The 16040-nt window shown below is 30.4% G+C and carries 13 protein-coding genes and 1 other annotated feature (1 of these 14 only partly in view); of the genes, 10 read left to right on the forward strand and 3 right to left on the reverse strand.

The annotated features are described in order from the left end of the window. Window positions 1-23: 23 nt before the first annotated feature. A complete protein-coding gene (locus IMX26_RS15480) occupies window positions 24-392 on the reverse strand; it encodes a BlaI/MecI/CopY family transcriptional regulator (protein ID WP_347707870.1) in 369 nt (122 codons plus the stop codon). A 299-nt stretch (window positions 393-691) separates the two neighbouring features. Between IMX26_RS15480 and IMX26_RS15485 the strand changes: the two genes are divergently transcribed. Further along, a complete protein-coding gene (locus IMX26_RS15485; protein WP_195159259.1) occupies window positions 692-1054 on the forward strand; it encodes a BlaI/MecI/CopY family transcriptional regulator in 363 nt (120 codons plus the stop codon). Further along, window positions 1047-4004: a M56 family metallopeptidase gene (locus IMX26_RS15490; protein ID WP_195159260.1), complete on the forward strand. Its 2958-nt coding sequence runs from the start codon at window positions 1047-1049 to the stop codon at window positions 4002-4004. Before IMX26_RS15485 ends, IMX26_RS15490 begins: the two co-directional genes overlap by 8 nt. A gap of 307 nt (window positions 4005-4311) precedes the next feature. Here the strand turns inward: IMX26_RS15490 and IMX26_RS15495 are convergent, their stop codons facing one another. Then, window positions 4312-5466, reverse strand: a complete 1155-nt coding sequence (locus tag IMX26_RS15495) for a M50 family metallopeptidase (protein ID WP_195159261.1) — start codon at window positions 5464-5466, stop codon at window positions 4312-4314. Between the two features lie 489 nt (window positions 5467-5955). Here IMX26_RS15495 and IMX26_RS15500 point away from each other — a divergent pair, with 489 nt between their 5' ends. The 6 genes from IMX26_RS15500 (at window position 5956) to IMX26_RS15525 (ending at window position 11268) form a co-directional block, all read left to right on the forward strand. After that, the gene (locus IMX26_RS15500) at window positions 5956-6318 is read left to right on the forward strand and encodes a BlaI/MecI/CopY family transcriptional regulator (RefSeq protein ID WP_195159262.1); all 363 of its coding nucleotides are present in this window, start codon (window positions 5956-5958) and stop codon (window positions 6316-6318) included. Between the two features lie 2 nt (window positions 6319-6320). Continuing rightward, complete coding sequence (locus tag IMX26_RS15505) at window positions 6321-7922, forward strand: M56 family metallopeptidase (protein WP_195159263.1); 1602 nt, start codon at window positions 6321-6323, stop codon at window positions 7920-7922. Window positions 7923-8391: 469 nt separating this feature from the next. After that, entirely contained in the window at window positions 8392-8697 is a 306-nt protein-coding gene (locus IMX26_RS15510; protein ID WP_195159264.1) for a hypothetical protein, read from the forward strand. Window positions 8698-8900: 203 nt separating this feature from the next. Beyond that, on the forward strand, window positions 8901-9137 hold the full coding sequence (locus tag IMX26_RS15515; RefSeq protein WP_195159265.1) for a DUF6429 family protein: 237 nt from the start codon (window positions 8901-8903) through the stop codon (window positions 9135-9137). Window positions 9138-9286: 149 nt separating this feature from the next. Next, window positions 9287-9946, forward strand: coding sequence for a hypothetical protein (locus IMX26_RS15520; protein WP_195159266.1), 660 nt, complete (start codon window positions 9287-9289; stop codon window positions 9944-9946). A 299-nt stretch (window positions 9947-10245) separates the two neighbouring features. After that, entirely contained in the window at window positions 10246-11268 is a 1023-nt protein-coding gene (locus tag IMX26_RS15525) for a methyltransferase dimerization domain-containing protein (RefSeq protein WP_195159267.1), read from the forward strand. A 50-nt stretch (window positions 11269-11318) separates the two neighbouring features. Here the strand turns inward: IMX26_RS15525 and IMX26_RS15530 are convergent, their stop codons facing one another. Next, complete coding sequence (locus tag IMX26_RS15530; protein WP_243259192.1) at window positions 11319-11798, reverse strand: cupin domain-containing protein; 480 nt, start codon at window positions 11796-11798, stop codon at window positions 11319-11321. Between the two features lie 236 nt (window positions 11799-12034). Here IMX26_RS15530 and IMX26_RS15535 point away from each other — a divergent pair, with 236 nt between their 5' ends. Beyond that, a complete protein-coding gene (locus tag IMX26_RS15535; RefSeq protein ID WP_195159269.1) occupies window positions 12035-14278 on the forward strand; it encodes a papain-like cysteine protease family protein in 2244 nt (747 codons plus the stop codon). 1041 nt (window positions 14279-15319) lie between these two features. Then, on the forward strand, window positions 15320-15970 hold the full coding sequence (locus IMX26_RS15540; RefSeq protein WP_195159270.1) for a methyltransferase domain-containing protein: 651 nt from the start codon (window positions 15320-15322) through the stop codon (window positions 15968-15970). A 15-nt stretch (window positions 15971-15985) separates the two neighbouring features. After that, window positions 15986-16040 (forward strand) — a binding site (T-box leader) (it continues 170 nt past the right edge of the window).

The raw sequence follows: 16040 nt of genomic DNA on the forward strand, positions 1-16040 counted from the left end.
ACCTCCTTAATATATACTTGTGTTTATTCTGATACTTTTTCTATTTCCTCATCAATAATTGATTTTAATTCTAAAATTTCTTTTTTTGATAAAGTTTCCTTACTTAAGAAATTAGTTAAAAACATTTTAACAGAACCATTATATAATTTATTTAGATGATCTCGACTTTCTTTTAGGCAAACTTCATTTTTTGATACTAAATAAGTAACAATTGCATTTTCGTTTTTGACAATGCCACGTTTTGATAAGCGTTTTATTGTTGTGTAAGTTGTAGATTTTTTCCATCCTAATTTTGATTCACATAGTTTAACTAATGCTGTTGAATTAATATGGCTACAATTCCATACTATTTCCATAAACTTGTATTCTGCATCAAAGACCTTGATATTCATAATAACCCCCTACTGATTGAGTGTCATAAAATTCTAGGAAACTAAGGTCTAATTAATTAGACCTAAGTTCAAGTCTATTCTATTAGACCTAGCGTGTCAATAAAATGTTCTCAAACCTTAGAAATTTATATCAAATCAGCCAAAGGGGACTGTCCCCTTTGGCTGATTTGATAGGTGTAGAAATAGTTCCAGCAGTCAAATAGCAATAATACCAAACCTTTTGAGTTGAAAAACTTGACAAATTCTTTCTACATTTGTAGTATAAGCACATACGACAATTGTAGAAAGAATGATGAAAAATGAATTTAACAAATGCAGAAATGCTTATAATGAATTTATTATGGAATAACGGTCAATTAAGAGCTAATCAAATTTCAGAATATATGATCGATGAGAAGGGATGGAAGAAAAATACAACATACACTTTGATTAATAGATTAGTTAAAAAAGGTGCTATTGAAAAAGTGAATCCAGGATTTTTATGTAGGCCATTAATACAAGTTGAGGAAGCTAGAATTAAGGAAACAAGACAATTATTAGATAAAATATATAATGGTTCTTTTAAATTACTCGTTCAGAATTTCATACAAAATGAAGATTTAAGTAAAGATGATATTGAAGAGATATTAAAGATGATTGATGAGGTAAAAAAGAATGAGTGAGATTTTTATTAAAATACTTAATTTAAGTATATTAGGTAGTTTTCTTGCATTGGCAGTATTAATTTTTAGAAGCTTATTTTATAAAAATATTAAAAAAAGTGTATTTTATCTCTTGTGGATTATTGTATTTGTAAAATTGATATGCCCTATAGAATTTGGTGTACCAATGAAGGTGGATTTATTTGAATATAATACCACGTTTGGATTACAAGGTACTGATAACAATGCATTTATTAATGAAGAAGTACTGAGTATTGATTCAAAAGCAGAGGATAATGCAGGTTTAAAAGAGATATTAAAGAATCAACCAGTTAAAAATAATATGAATCATTACGATGAAACAGTTGTTAAGGCTATACCAACGAGTAGCTCCTATTCTTTGTTGCAGGTTATTACATATATTTGGTTAAGTGGAGTTATATTGCTCATTGGCATTTTTGTTTTTTCTTACATTAAAGGGTATTCAAAATTAAATATACAACTTATTGAGAGTGACAATGAAATATATCGTTTAGTGCAGGGTTCAAATATCAAGTTATATCGAGGGTGTGTTAATGGACCAATGGTTATTGGTATTTTTAACTCAAAGATTATATTGCCGTATAATCTTAATCAAGATAATAAACTTATTCAATATGCTTTAATCCATGAAAGACAACATTTAAAATTTTATGATAACACTATAAATGCTATACTGCTATTTATAGTACTGATTCATTGGTTTAACCCTTTGGTTTGGTTATCTTATTATTATTTTAAACTTGACATAGAAGGTTTTTGCGATGAACGTGTTATTGCTCAAATTGGCGAGGGTAATAAAACAAATTATGCAGAAGCTATTATTCAATTTGCTAAAAATGAGCATAAATTATCGCCGTTATATATGTTGGCATTTGGTAAGAAAAATACAAAAAAACGTATAAAAGCAATATTAGCATATAAGTCATGGAAATTGCCTTCAGTTATTGCTGCAATTATTATTGTTGCTCTTGTTAGTCTTGGGTTTATGACTCAAAGTGGATCTAATAGTTTTGGTGATGATGTTATAGAGAGTATTGAAGGTATGAAATCACAGAAAGCTCAATTAAGATTTGTAGCACTAGAGAATACTGATTATAAATTTTATGGAACATCGATATCGGATGGGTTAATAACAATAACCAATGGTAAAGATAATAATGATAGATTATTTGGCTTTGCGAATACAAAAGGTGAGGTTGTCATAAAGCCTATTTATTTATCTACGCTTGGTGGATTTAGTGAAGGTTTAGCTTATGTGATTACTGAAAATAGACAAGCAAAATATATTGATAGCAAAGGGAAAGTTGTTATCGATAAAGTTAAGGGTAAACCATTTTATAAGGGAGATATGTTTATAGATGGTTATGCAACGGTACGAACGGAAGAAGGTTCTTATGTGATAGATACAATGGGTCAAGTCATTTTAGAGCCAACAGAAGTGAAATATCAATATACTAATCTTGGTAATGGATATTTTCAAAATGCAACATCCACTGTAACGAATGATTTAATTGGTGTTGTAGATATTTATGGAAATATAATTTATGAAGGTAAAGCAAGGTTTTATGGAATTGGTGACGGGGATACATGCTTTTATACTTTGGACGGAGAAGTTTTTGGTTTGATGGATACAAGTAGTATGAAAGTTATAGAAAACCCTTTTTTCTATCCATTGAGTAAATTTAGTAATAATAAGGCTATTGTAGTGACACAAGATAACATCTTTTATATTATCAATGAATTAGGAAAAAAAATTGTTAATTTAACAGAAAGGTATTCAGATATTGATCCATCAAAAGTCAGTTCATTAGGGGTTGCTAGATTTGCTTTAGGATTCACAAATGACAAAGGTGCTATCCTTATTGATGATGCTGGTGATATTATAATCAAGACAGAATATGATTACATAGGTAGCTTTGCAGACGAAAATAGTCAAATAGCTTTCTGTAAAAAGAATAATAAATACGGGTATATTAATTTAGAAGGTAATGAGTTACTTGAACCTGCTTATGATAGAATTACAAATGGTGACGAGGGTAAAGGATTTGTGTTTATGGATCGTAAACCATATGTGTTTAGTTATAGTCAAAGTGACATAGCTACTAGCCCCTATAATATTATTGATGATGCAATAGTAAATGAAGTTATTCTAAAAAAAGATTTTACGGGATTGTTTGATGAAGTAATCCATTTAGCAGGATTTTCATCTTCAACTATAGACTATTTTAGAAATAGAATGGTTGGAACAACTGTTAATATTACTAAAGATTTATTTGAAATAAATTCTGCTAAAGTTGGTAGTAGTGTTACAATAATTAATCCAAAGTATCGTTATGTTAATATAGAAATGATAGAAGAAAAAACTCTTGGATGGTCTATAAATGTAGATAATCGTGAGTTTAAAGCCTTCATTCAAGTGTTAAATGACAGTGGAGAAGCTACTGGTAGTTATTTTGCATTATTTAGTGATTCCCTTTGGTTAGTCAATCTCTCTTGGGATCAAAAAGTTGTGATGAATATACTTGGAATGACTGCTAAAGAAAATATGAAGATAAATCAGTATGATACTAATTCATATAACGATGCATCCATGAAAGTTATAGAAGATTCTGTGACTGCTTTTGGTTTGTCTTTAGAGTTTTCTTATTATGGAGATGATATTGGTGAATATGGACAATGGTATGAATTAGAAAAGTTAGTTGACAATACATGGTGTAAAATTCCTTTGACAGATGATGAAGAAATGACATGGGATTCTATTGCCTATGAAGTAGGTAAGAATGAACCTAGAACTGAAAGGGTAGAGTGGTTTGGAGTTTATGGACAATTGACACAAGGGAAATATAGAATTATTAAATTATTTCATGATTTTAGAGAATCAGAAGATTATTCTAAATATTATCTTTCAGCAGAATTTATAATCGACTAGTAATATGAATAAAGAATATTAAATGATTGGTGTAAGCTTCTACAAACTGTTTAGCTATTACAGTAGCTTACGCTTTTTGTGTATTAAAGAAAACTTATACAGTAATTTAGTTGAACCAATCACTTACATGAGACTACCGTGTAAGTGTGTGGTAACTTAGAGAAGGAGAATTTATTAGAAACATTAAATTCTCCTTCTTTTATCCAGATATAAACAATTTCCTTGCTAAATCTACTTAATAATAAAAAGTAGATTAAAAAATGAACATGTCTATAATACGTAGATTTGTGATTAAAAAAATGGAACCTTAGATTTTTACTTCCTTGCTTGTTTGGTCTGAAATATCCATCAATTCTCGTTCCGCCTGAATATCACTTGCATACGGATAGGTTTTTGCACATTCTTCAAACTTTACTTTAACACGTTCTGCTTTTACAATATTCTTTTCTGATAGTAGGGCATATGAATACTCAGTTCGCAACACAGAAGGAAATGTTTTCATTGACCTCATGAATTTTTTTATTTTTGGGGTAAATAGCTGTGCCAAAACATCTGATCGGTTTTCGCCAATCAGTTCGCAGTAGACACAGTCACAAACCATTAAATTACGATGAAGCTCTACAATACCACTTTCAATTTCAAGAAGATGGTTTATGAGTTTATATGCTTGTGCAAAGTTTTGGCTATCTATCATACGGTTACAAGCAAATACACCCATTACAGCAACCATGCTGTTTTTCATTTTTTCGTCTGATGGAACAGCAAACCATTCATCAGGCATATCTTTAAGTCGTACTGCTTTTGTGAGTTTTTCATTTACTTTCATTTGCACCCAAAAGGAACGTTGGGCATCAGGGTTGCGACTCAATGCAAAAGCGTTGTAGCCATCATTATCAACTAGCCCCATTCGTATCGGAACGCCATTCATAATTGCAAAAATAAAGCCAATAGCAGTCATCATTAACATAACTGTAGAAATAAGCGGTACATTTTGAAAAATAAAGTAAAGGCTAAGAAAAATTAACCCTGTGATAATGTTCATAAATGAGCCACCAAGATTATAGAGCACCACAGGTATTTTGCCATCAACTAGATTGGGCGGAGCCATAAGGCATTGTCCACCTGTTCCAGCAATAGTAAGTCTTTTAAATTTAATTTGCTTCTTTTCTTTAACCCACATAAAACTCATAATGCGGAAAGAACTAAAACTGTATCCGGTCAACAATCCAAATACAAGATGTCCTGCCTCATGAATGATTAAATGAAGAAAGATTGCAATAAACATTACAACTATTAAAGAGAAATAGGATAGTAGCTTTTCTCCAAGTGATATATTTTCTGCTGCATTGGAATCCATATAGGTTGCTATTAATAAGCCACATATAGCACCTATAATTATAAAAAAAGCCATTCCGATGTACTTCTGCCATACAATCTTTTTCTTTTTTGGTTGTTTACTCATTTTTATTATCCCTTTCAAAATCCTTATAACGATTTTTGAACTATATGTTAAATAATTTTAAGACTGCATGCAGTATTATAACATTTATACAGGATCCTAGTTTATGATATTGTGTCAAATCTAAGTTCGCTGGTAATATATGAATTTTACAATAGTAAAGCAATATCTTCAAGAGTACAATTGTAAACATTAATGAATAATTATCCCATTTGTTCTGTGGTATTTTATTGCACTTAAGAATGTGACGGAAATACAAGAACAATAAAAACAGCAATTAGTGATTGTATATATTGTTAGTTAAGAAAGCAATTATGACAAAATGCATGGTTTCTTTAAATTTAAGTAAAGTTTTATTAAATCAATATTGGTGTTTCTGTATTCAAACATTTAACGGTTACAAACTTTATGTAAAATTATATTGACATTTTGGTCTATAAGATATAGACTTATAGCTGCGGGTCTATAACTTATAGACCAAGGGGGTATAACATGATGGATTATAAACTTACAGAAAGTGAAAAAAAATTTGCGAACTTAATCTGGGAGAATGAGCCAATTGTTTCAGGTGACCTTGTGAAGTTATCTGAAAAAGATATGAAATGGAAAAAATCCACAACATATACAGTACTGAAGAAGTTATGTGAAAAGGGCATTTTTCAAAATGAGAAGGCTACCGTTACATCTTTAATTAATAAGGATGAATATAATGCCAAGCAAGGCATACGTTTTGTTGAGGATACCTTTGGAGGATCCTTACCGAAATTTCTAACAGCTTTTATTAGAACAAAAAAATTAAGTAATCGCCAAGCTGAAGAGTTGAAAAAGTTAATTGATGAACATAAGGAGGTATAACAATGAGTGATTTGTTTTTTTCTGTTTTAAATATGAGCCTTACTGGAAGCTATGTAATTCTCTTTGTTATATTTATTAGGTTACTACTTAAAAAAGCTCCAAAGGTTATTTCCTATGCTTTGTGGGCGGTGGTTGCTTTTCGACTTATAATTCCATTCTCATTTGAGAGTATGTTTAGCCTTATGCCGTGGAATGCAAAAGCTGTGCCAATCCCCCATGATATCATCTATCAGCAAAGTTCACAGATTAATAGTGGGATAGAAGCAGTTGATTCATTTGTAAGTCAATTGATACCTAAATCGGCTACAGGTGCTAGTATTAATCCATTAAAATTCTATGCAGAAATAGGGACATATATTTGGGTTTTTGGAATTGTAGTCATACTTGCTTATAGCTACATATCCATTTTGATCTTAAAAAGACAGCTTAAAAGTGCAGAGTTAGTAGAAAACAATATTTTAGAAGCTAAGAATTTGAAAACTCCATTTGTATTAGGATTAATAAAACCGAAGATTTATTTGCCAGCTGGATTGAACGATGAAGAGAGAAACTATATTTTATTACACGAGCAGACTCATATTCAGAGAAAAGACAACGTAATAAAAATACTATCATTCTTTATATTAGCTATATATTGGTTTAATCCTCTTGTATGGGTTGCATTTATATTAATGGGCAGAGATATGGAGCTTTCTTGTGACGAACGAGTACTAAAAAAAATGAATGAAGATAATAAAAAAACGTATGCTAATTTGCTATTATCATTAGCTACGGGAAGTCATATTTTAAATGCTACTCCTCTTGCCTTTAGCGAAGGGAATGTAAAAAGGAGGATTAAAAACGTCTTAAACTACAAAAAACCAAGTTTTATGGTCATTTTTTTCTCGATCATTATTACAATAGCAATTGGGATTGGGCTTATAACAAACCCAATAAATACTACAAAAATCTCTGATACTAGAGATATTCTAGAGATATCTGAAAAATGGGCTGAGGAACTTAAAAATCGTGACGGTAAAGCAAGATACGAGCTTATGTCACCTGAATCTAAAGCTGATTATTACAATTCACTTGTTGATATTAATGGTGAAGAATATCCGTGGGTTATAGGATGTTCAAGTCCATATGTGGTAAGTTATGAAATAAAAGCAAGTGGTACAAGTGCAGTTATTACTTATATTACAGAGACATCTGAGCCTAAAGAATATATCTATCAAGAGCAATTATTTTTTGATAATCAAGGAGGAAAAACTTTTGTAAACAAGTGTAATGTTATAGTATCATATTTGCGAAAAGATTTATATGAAGAGGCAATTAAGATTCAAAAACAAGTTGAGGAAGGGCATCAGACTTGGCATTTAAGTTCCGAATCGGTAGTGTTAGAATTTGTTCACAGAGATTTGGGAGTGGAGGGCGGAGAAATTATTTCTTCATCAAGTAATAATGTTGTTTTCAAGAAAACTAATGGGGAGGAAATAAAAATTAAGTTATACAGACCTATAAATATTAACAATGGTTTTTTGGCAATTTATGAGTATTCAATTGGTACAACTCATTATATATTGGATGATAATTACTTAGCACCACAAACGTTTAGTAATTAGACCAAAAAGGTTGTGTTCTAAATGAGTAAATAGTTAAAAATGGCATATCGAAAGATGTATCATTTTCGTATTTTAGAGAATTAATATACAAAGACACCACGAAAATTGTTTAAGTTGTATATCAAAATAAACCAAAGGGGACTGTCCCCTTTGGTTATTGGTTTTTATTCAAGGTCTGCAACTTCGTGTTGAAATTTTTGAAATGAACTGCTGGGAATAACTTTCTTATTTTCAAACCTCTATGGGGTCTACAGATAAAAAATATCAACTAACACATTACCTAGTACTAAAAATTATATATGGTTATTTATGTGAGAGTAATATATAATTGGTGTTGTGGAGGGTAGTGAGATTTTTACTACTATAACATCATAAGATATTCACAGCCATATATAACGTAACAACCTACCATACTTGTTCGAAGTCATTGCTATTCTTTTCTTACATATTACAGAAAGAAGCTGTTATAATGAATCTTAAGCAGTATACACTTATTAGTGCTTTAGCTTGTAAAGATAAGGATATCGAAAACTGGATTCATAATTTTTTGTGTGGAGAAGGTAATAATAAGCCATTTTCAGATGGATTAAAGTTATTTGATAGGCACTATATAGGACCAATAAAAATGCCCTTAAATATGTTTGAAAGATGCTGTGGTTTTGAAGAAAAAATGAAGTTTGCAATTTCTAAAAAAGGATTCGAAACTAATGTAAATACTATGATAAGTGCAATAAAGAATGGATGGGATGTTCCACCATTAATTATTAATTATTAATTATGCAGATGGTAAATTTGAGTTAAATGATGGTAATCATAGATATGAAGCATTAACTAGATGTAATTATAAGCAGTATTACATAATTATTTGGATAACTGAGTATAAAGATTTAATAAAGTTTCAAGATAAATATTCTGAGTATTTAAGTAGCGTTTGCAGTTGAAGCAAAGATATAAAAAATTTTAGGGAGGTGAAATGCAATGGAAGATAAAGTTAAAGAACTTACCCTTATGCTTTTATATCTTACCTCATGGCAAGAAAATGAATACGGGTTTAAATATACTCGCAGTTGGAAAGGCTATAATTTTAATATTTTAGATAAATTATATGAACAAGACTATATTGCTGGTAGCAAGAGAGCAAAATCGGTTGGCATTACAGAAGAAGGTATTGAAAAAGCAAGACAGCTGTTAAAAAAATATGGCATTGAAGAATAGCAAATAAGTATACTGATAAATTAGGGTAATATTTGTAAGGAGTAATATTATGTTTTTTCTATTATTTAATAACAATCGTTTACGTTAATAAAATCTTTATTGCTTTAGGTCATTTTAAGTCTTTTTGTTGTTTAATAAAGGAGGAAATAATGAATATAAAAGAAAATATTATAAAACACTATCTTTCAAATGTATATTTTATTGTGGGTACAGCGTACGCAGGAAAGTCAACAATGTGTAAAATGTTATCAGAAAAATATAAGCTTCATCATTGTGAAGAAAACTATAATTCAAATGTTATTTTTAAGATTATTAATATAAAAGATCAACCAAACTTAAGCTATTTTAACACTAAAACTAGCTGGCAGCAGTATCTTAATCGTACCCCAGATGAATATGAACGCTGGGTTCGTGGTAATTCTGAAGAATTGGTTGGATTTGAGATTGCAGAACTGATTAGAGTTTCGCAAAAGCAAAAAGTAATTGTTGATACAAATTTGCCCATTGAAATATTAAATGAAATAGCAGATTATCATCAAGTAGCTGTAATGTTGTCACATCCTAAGATATCAGCACAAAGATTCTTTGACAGGGAAGACCCTGAAAAATTGTTTCTATTAGATCAAATAAATAAATGTGACAATCCAAGCAAAACATATGATAATTTTGCTAAGTGTATTGAGCAGATTAATAGAACTGATTATATGAAGTTTAAAGAAAGTAGTTTTTTCACAATTGAAAGAAAAGCAGGATTATGGGCGAGCCAAGAGGAAACTCTAAAAATACTTGCTCAACATTTTCAGTTGTAACTACTGATTATATTAATTAACGAAAAAAGCCAAGGGGGACTGTCCCCTTTGGTTTTTTTACTAACTTAAATCTACAGCCATTCTTACAATAAAATATTGATAATGATTATCATTTACAATTAATGCTATTTTTGATATACTAAAAATAAGTCAAAAATGTAAAAGATAGAGTTTAAATTTATAGGAATTGCAGATCCAATTATTTATTAACTGTATTATTGTTGGATAGAAAAAAACAAGTATGCATATACATAAAAACCTCTTTTATAATAATTGACATATAGGAGGAATAAATATATATGAAACCTTTCACAAAAATAGATAAAAAACATGAATTTTTGTTTAGTATGGGGTTAAACGAAGTAAAAAGAAAAGTAATTATTTCATCCATTCAGCTTGATTTATTTACTCAGCTAGAAAAATTTAAAACAGCAAAAGAAGTTGCAGAGAAAATGAAATATGATATTAGTAACACAGAACATGTCTTAAATGCTTTAACAAGCATAGATTTACTTGAAAAAAAATCAGGAAAATATAAAAATAGAGAAATCTCAAATTTATATCTTTCAAGAAATTCAAATGAGTTTGCTGGAGATATGATAATTGTATACGACTCTTTATCAGGATTTGATGATATAGATATTGTAAAGGCTGTAGAAAAAGGTGCTGAGAGTTTATATAAAGATAAAAATGGACTTGAAGCACATAAAATTTATGGTGATTATGCTTCAACACTAAAAAAAAGCCAGAGGATAGGTCGCTCTAAAGAAATTTGTGAAGTAATAAAGAAATTACCAGAATTTAATGGGTTTAAAAAAATACTTGATTTAGGTGGTGGACCTGGGCTTATAGGAATAGCCATAGGACAAGAAAAGCAAGATATTAAAGGAATTATATTTGATACACCTGAAACTATCGTGATTGCTAAAGAATGTATAAGAGAGTATCACATGGAAGATAGATATAGTACCATTTCAGGAGATTATCTAAATGATGATATTGGAAGTCGATACGATTTTGTATTAGCTATTGGAACCCTTAATTTTGCTAAAGATAATTTAGATGTTGTAACTAAAAAAATATATAATAGTTTAAATGATAATGGAGTATTTATGTCTATTTCTGATGGAATTGTAGAGGAAGGAACTAAACCAGAATCAATGGTTTTATCATGGCTGCCAAGTTGTTTAAAAGGTGTTAATTTTCATTTACACCAAGGAGAAGTAAGTGAAGCAGCTTTGAAAAGTGGATTTAAAAGTTTCACTAGAGAAACAATAAACTTTACAAGAGGAATATTTGATGTAGAGGTGTTTAGAAAATAAAGTAAAAAAGCCAAGGGGGACTGTCCCCTTTGGCTTTTTTAGAGGCTTTTTTAATGGTTATGCTCAGCAGCTTCTGCGTCTGCTTTTGTTTTATGTACTGTACCATAAGGATGTTCTGGTGGGGCGTAGAGGCTATATAATTTAAGTGGTTTATCGCCTGTATTAATTAAATTATGATATTTTCCTGCTGGTATCAGTATAGCGTAATCATCGTAGACTTTTTCTTGAAAATCTAAGTTATCCTCGCAATCTCCCATTTTTACAAGACCTTTTCCTTCTTCTATTCTAATAAATTGATCAACATCAGGGTGAATCTCTATACCTATGTCATCTCCCGGCTGTATACTCATTAGCGTAAGTTGTAAATTATCTCCTGTCCATAAAGCAGTACGAAAGTTATTATTTTGTTTAGTAGCTTTTTCTATATCAACTACATATGGCTCTGGTCCATAATCTTTTAAATCAAGTGGTTTAACTTCACAACGTTTTGTTACCTTAGGTTTTTTACGTCTTCGTTTACTCTTGTACATATTATAATTTCCTTTCATAGCCTATTAAAGTATATGGTTTATTTAGAGTAATGTGCCTGTACTTAAGCAGTAACAATAATATAAAAGATGTAAATCAATTATCTTTTGTAAATTCAAAGGATATTATCATCTAATATAGAATACATAAGTAATCACATGCCTTAAATTATCTTTAATTCCTAAAAACGGAATTGCACATAAGGTATTCACACATATTACAGATAAGGAGATGTATTATGAAAGTTATTGAGAAGCAAAAAATGAAGCCTGAACAAGATAAACTGTTAGTTAAAAAAACGGAGGTAAGAGACCCTAATAAACTGGTTTTGAAACAAAGTGTACAAGCAATAAAATTACAAAGCACTGATTATGAACAAAGATATATGTGGAATGTATCGTTACCCGGTTGTGGATATGAGCCTGTATCTGTTTTAGAAAAAGATGGTTGCCTATACGCAGGAACAAACGGTTATGTTTATAAGTTAGATTTAAATGGAAATATCCTTGCTACTAATGGATTACCTCATAGAGGGCATTGTGACATAAATTTAGCTATTACTAATGAACACTTGGTAGTGGGTACAAACGGATACGTGGTATTGGTAAATTTAAATAATTTCGGTAATACTAGCTGCAATATTAATGTTTCTTTGCCTGGTTGTGGACATGAAAAGGTTTCTGTTTTATATGATATTAATAGTAATTTCATTTATGCAGGCTCAAATGGATATGTTTATAGATTAAATAACATAGGTATTGTTCTCTCAAGTAACTGGATGCCAGATAGGGGCCACGAAGAGGTTAGATTAGCATTAACTAGTAATCATTTAGTTGCAGGTACAAATGGTTATGTAGTTTTAATAGGTTTAAACGATTTTTCTCAAATTAATAGCAATAAAAACATTTCTTTACCAGGATGTGGCCATGAAATTGTATCTGTATTATTTTATAATAATTATATTTATGCTGGATCTAACGGATATGTATACAAAATGAATGCCAATGGTGGTGATGTTCAAACTAATAACTTACCAGATAGGGGCAATGAAGAAGTAAGATTAGCTATAAGTGAAAGTCACTTAATAGCAGGTACAAAGGGTTATGTTGTGTTGGTAGATTTAAATAACTTCTCAAGTACATCTGCTAATGTTAACGTATCTTTACCAAATTGTGGTCATGAAATTGTTTCAGTAGCACTCGATGAAAATAAAATTTATGCTGGTTCTAATGGTTATGCTTATGAAATAGCTGCCCGAACAGGACATGTATTGGTTTGTTATGGGCTTCCGGGGCTAAGTTTTCATGAGATTAGATTCGATATTCACAATCATCAAATGTATATAGGCACAAATGGTTATTTGGCGGCTCCTGAGATAATTGAAAATTTAGATGTAGATTTAATTGCACAAGAAACAAATCAGTGGTGCTGGGCGGCCAGTGGTCAAATGGTCATGAGATATTTAGGTAAAGATATTAGTCAGTGTGAACAGGCAAACTATCGATTTGACCGTAATGATTGCTGTATAACATTTGCAAGACCAGTAGAGTGTATACGTCCTGGTAATCCAAATCTTCATCATTGGGGTTTTCATTATGAAAAAACTAAGTATGGAACTGCTTTAAGTTTTGAACAACTTCAACAGCAAATTAATTCTGAAAAGCCTATTTTATTTTCATGGAAATGGACTGGTGGTGGAGGCCATTTAATGGTTTCAAAAGGCTACTCTAAGCTTTCTCAAATGGTTTTAGTTAATGATCCTTGGCCACCTAACAAAGGAAATATTAAATGGATATCTTATGGTGATTATGTCAGTGGAGGTAAACATCTACATGGCGTAGATACTTATAATATTTCTCAAGATGAACTCAAGGAGAGACCCCAAACTATGAATAATAAAATAGTAATAACAACCGCTACATATGATAGCTCTCAAGAAGCGGCTCTTAATGGTTTAAATAGGTTTATGGTATTAGTTAATGAACATAATTATCATGAAATGGGATTTAATCAATTAATCAAAAATAGAGAAGAGTTGGAGTTAGCTGATAAATTAGATATTTTCTTTGTAAGGCATGATCACCTAAGAGATTTTGGTAGAGGTGATAAGGCAACAAAATTACTTCTTAATATGAATGAGCATATATATTTGGTTAAACATCAAAGCAAAGTTGTCACTGCAGTTACAACTCAACTAATAAATGACTGTTGGCAGGTAAAAAGCCTTGGAGATTCACACCTAAGCAAAGACATAGCTACTGCCTTAAAACAGTGTGAAAATGAAAGTACATACATGCTTGTGACCATACCTAGTTTACATAAAGTATTTTTAGGCATTAAAGAAGGAGAGAATTTAAGCCTCATACAGTTGTTAAATGATAATTTAAATAACTATCAAAAACAAGATGCAAGAGAAGTCTTTTATAGCTTACAAAGCGACCCTACTTTTGATCAAATACTAAAAGATGAAGATCTTGAATAGTAAGTTATGTATAATAAATTAACAGCGTAATAGTACCAAGTTACTCATCGTAGAGGCGAAGCTGATCTTCGCCTTTATTTTGATTGTTTGAGGTATTACTCAGGCGAACACGAGGTTCGCCACTACGAGTAACAGCTCCTTTTAAACTACATTATCTTTAAATATCATACTCTTCAAAAGGATAAATAAAATTTTTTGTTTAAATCACTAAAATTAAATTGACTATAAATTAAGATGCTGAGACGTAAGGATTACATTTACCTGCCACACCTTATTTTCCCTTAGTGAGTTTTGTGGTATAAAAACATTAATTCTTTCCTAAAAGCTTGATTTTTAAACCTCAAATATTAGTAATTAAATAAAAGCTTTAAAAATCACACTTCCCAATTAATTACAATGGTTTTTAAACACAAAGGGCACAAAGTGCACGAAGAAGTCTCTGGATTTAACTTAACTGGTGGTTTGAAAATAAAGCTTAATAATAAAACTTAAAAAATGGATTGACTATAAATTAAGATACTGAAGCGTAAGGATTACCATTTAGCAATACCATCTTATTTTCCCTTCGTGCCCTTTGTGGTACTAATCCCTTAACTATTTCCTAAAACCCTGATTTTTAAACCTCAAATATTAGTAATTAAATAAAAGCTTTAAAAATCATACTTCCCAACTAAATAAAATGGTTTTTAAACACAAAGGGTACGAAGAAGTCTCTTGATTTAACTTAACTGGTGGTATAAAAATGAAGCTTAATAATAAAACTTAAAAAATGGATTGACTATAAATTAAGATGCTGAAGCGTAAGGATTACCATTTAGCAATACCATCTTATTTTCCCTTCGTGCCCTTTGTGGTACTAATCCCTTAACTATTTCCTAAAAGCTTGATTTTTAAACCTCAAATATTTTTACATCAATCTTTAAAAATCATACTCCCCAATTAGTTGAAATGATTTTTAAGATTGATTTACTAAAGTCATGGTGTTAATATAATAATGATAATCAATAATACTAAACTTAACATAAGAAATGAGCTGAAAAAATGGGTAATGAAAAAAGAGTTTGGAATAGGGTAGCAAAAATATATGATAAATTCATGAAAAAAGATAAGGTTGCCTATAAAAAAATTGTTGAGTTAATAAAACAATCAAGCCTACCAACAGATAAGGTTCTTGAGCTGGGTACAGCTACTGGTATTATTGCATTTGGCTTAGCCAATTACCTAAAAAAAATAGAAGCCACTGACTTTTCTTTACAAATGATAAATGTTTGTGAACAAAAAGCACAGGTTCAACAAATAAAAAATATTAATTTTATGGTACAAGATGCCTGTAAGTTAAGCTATAAGGATAATTCATTTAATAAAATTATTATCTCAAATGTTTTACACATTATGCCTAATCCCCAAAAAGCCCTTCAGGAAGTACATAGAGTGTTAACACCAAATGGCATACTATATGCCCCAACATTTGTACATGCCAACAACTTAAAGGCTAGTATTTTTTCTAAAGTAACTGGTTTAATAGGGTTTAAAGCTTATAATAAATGGTCAGAGCATAGTTATCATAGTTTTATTAAAAATAATGGTTTTGAAATTATAAATAGTTCAGTTATTAAGGCATCTTTTCCTATAAGTTATGTAGAGTGTAAACAACAATCAATCTCAAAACTTGACACTCATACCAGCCAATGATACACTAATTTCAATATAAAGGCGTTGATAGGAAGAGTAGGTTTTGCTTAATCTTTAGAGAGTTGTCGTT

Source organism: Clostridium sp. 'deep sea', from assembly GCF_014931565.1.
Lineage (GTDB): Bacteria > Bacillota > UBA994 > PWPR01 > PWPR01.

Coding starts and splice junctions, on each gene's coding strand:
- IMX26_RS15500 (WP_195159262.1), top strand. CDS start 5,956: ATGATGGATTATAAACTTACAGAAAGTGAAAAAAAATTTGCGAACTTA.
- IMX26_RS15510 (WP_195159264.1), top strand. CDS start 8,392: ATGAATCTTAAGCAGTATACACTTATTAGTGCTTTAGCTTGTAAAGAT.
- IMX26_RS15495 (WP_195159261.1), bottom strand. CDS start 5,466: ATGAGTAAACAACCAAAAAAGAAAAAGATTGTATGGCAGAAGTACATC.
- IMX26_RS15520 (WP_195159266.1), top strand. CDS start 9,287: ATGAATATAAAAGAAAATATTATAAAACACTATCTTTCAAATGTATAT.
- IMX26_RS15515 (WP_195159265.1), top strand. CDS start 8,901: ATGGAAGATAAAGTTAAAGAACTTACCCTTATGCTTTTATATCTTACC.
- IMX26_RS15525 (WP_195159267.1), top strand. CDS start 10,246: ATGAAACCTTTCACAAAAATAGATAAAAAACATGAATTTTTGTTTAGT.
- IMX26_RS15490 (WP_195159260.1), top strand. CDS start 1,047: ATGAGTGAGATTTTTATTAAAATACTTAATTTAAGTATATTAGGTAGT.
- IMX26_RS15505 (WP_195159263.1), top strand. CDS start 6,321: ATGAGTGATTTGTTTTTTTCTGTTTTAAATATGAGCCTTACTGGAAGC.
- IMX26_RS15485 (WP_195159259.1), top strand. CDS start 692: ATGAATTTAACAAATGCAGAAATGCTTATAATGAATTTATTATGGAAT.
- IMX26_RS15535 (WP_195159269.1), top strand. CDS start 12,035: ATGAAAGTTATTGAGAAGCAAAAAATGAAGCCTGAACAAGATAAACTG.
- IMX26_RS15530 (WP_243259192.1), bottom strand. CDS start 11,798: ATGTACAAGAGTAAACGAAGACGTAAAAAACCTAAGGTAACAAAACGT.
- IMX26_RS15480 (WP_347707870.1), bottom strand. CDS start 392: ATGAATATCAAGGTCTTTGATGCAGAATACAAGTTTATGGAAATAGTA.
- IMX26_RS15540 (WP_195159270.1), top strand. CDS start 15,320: ATGGGTAATGAAAAAAGAGTTTGGAATAGGGTAGCAAAAATATATGAT.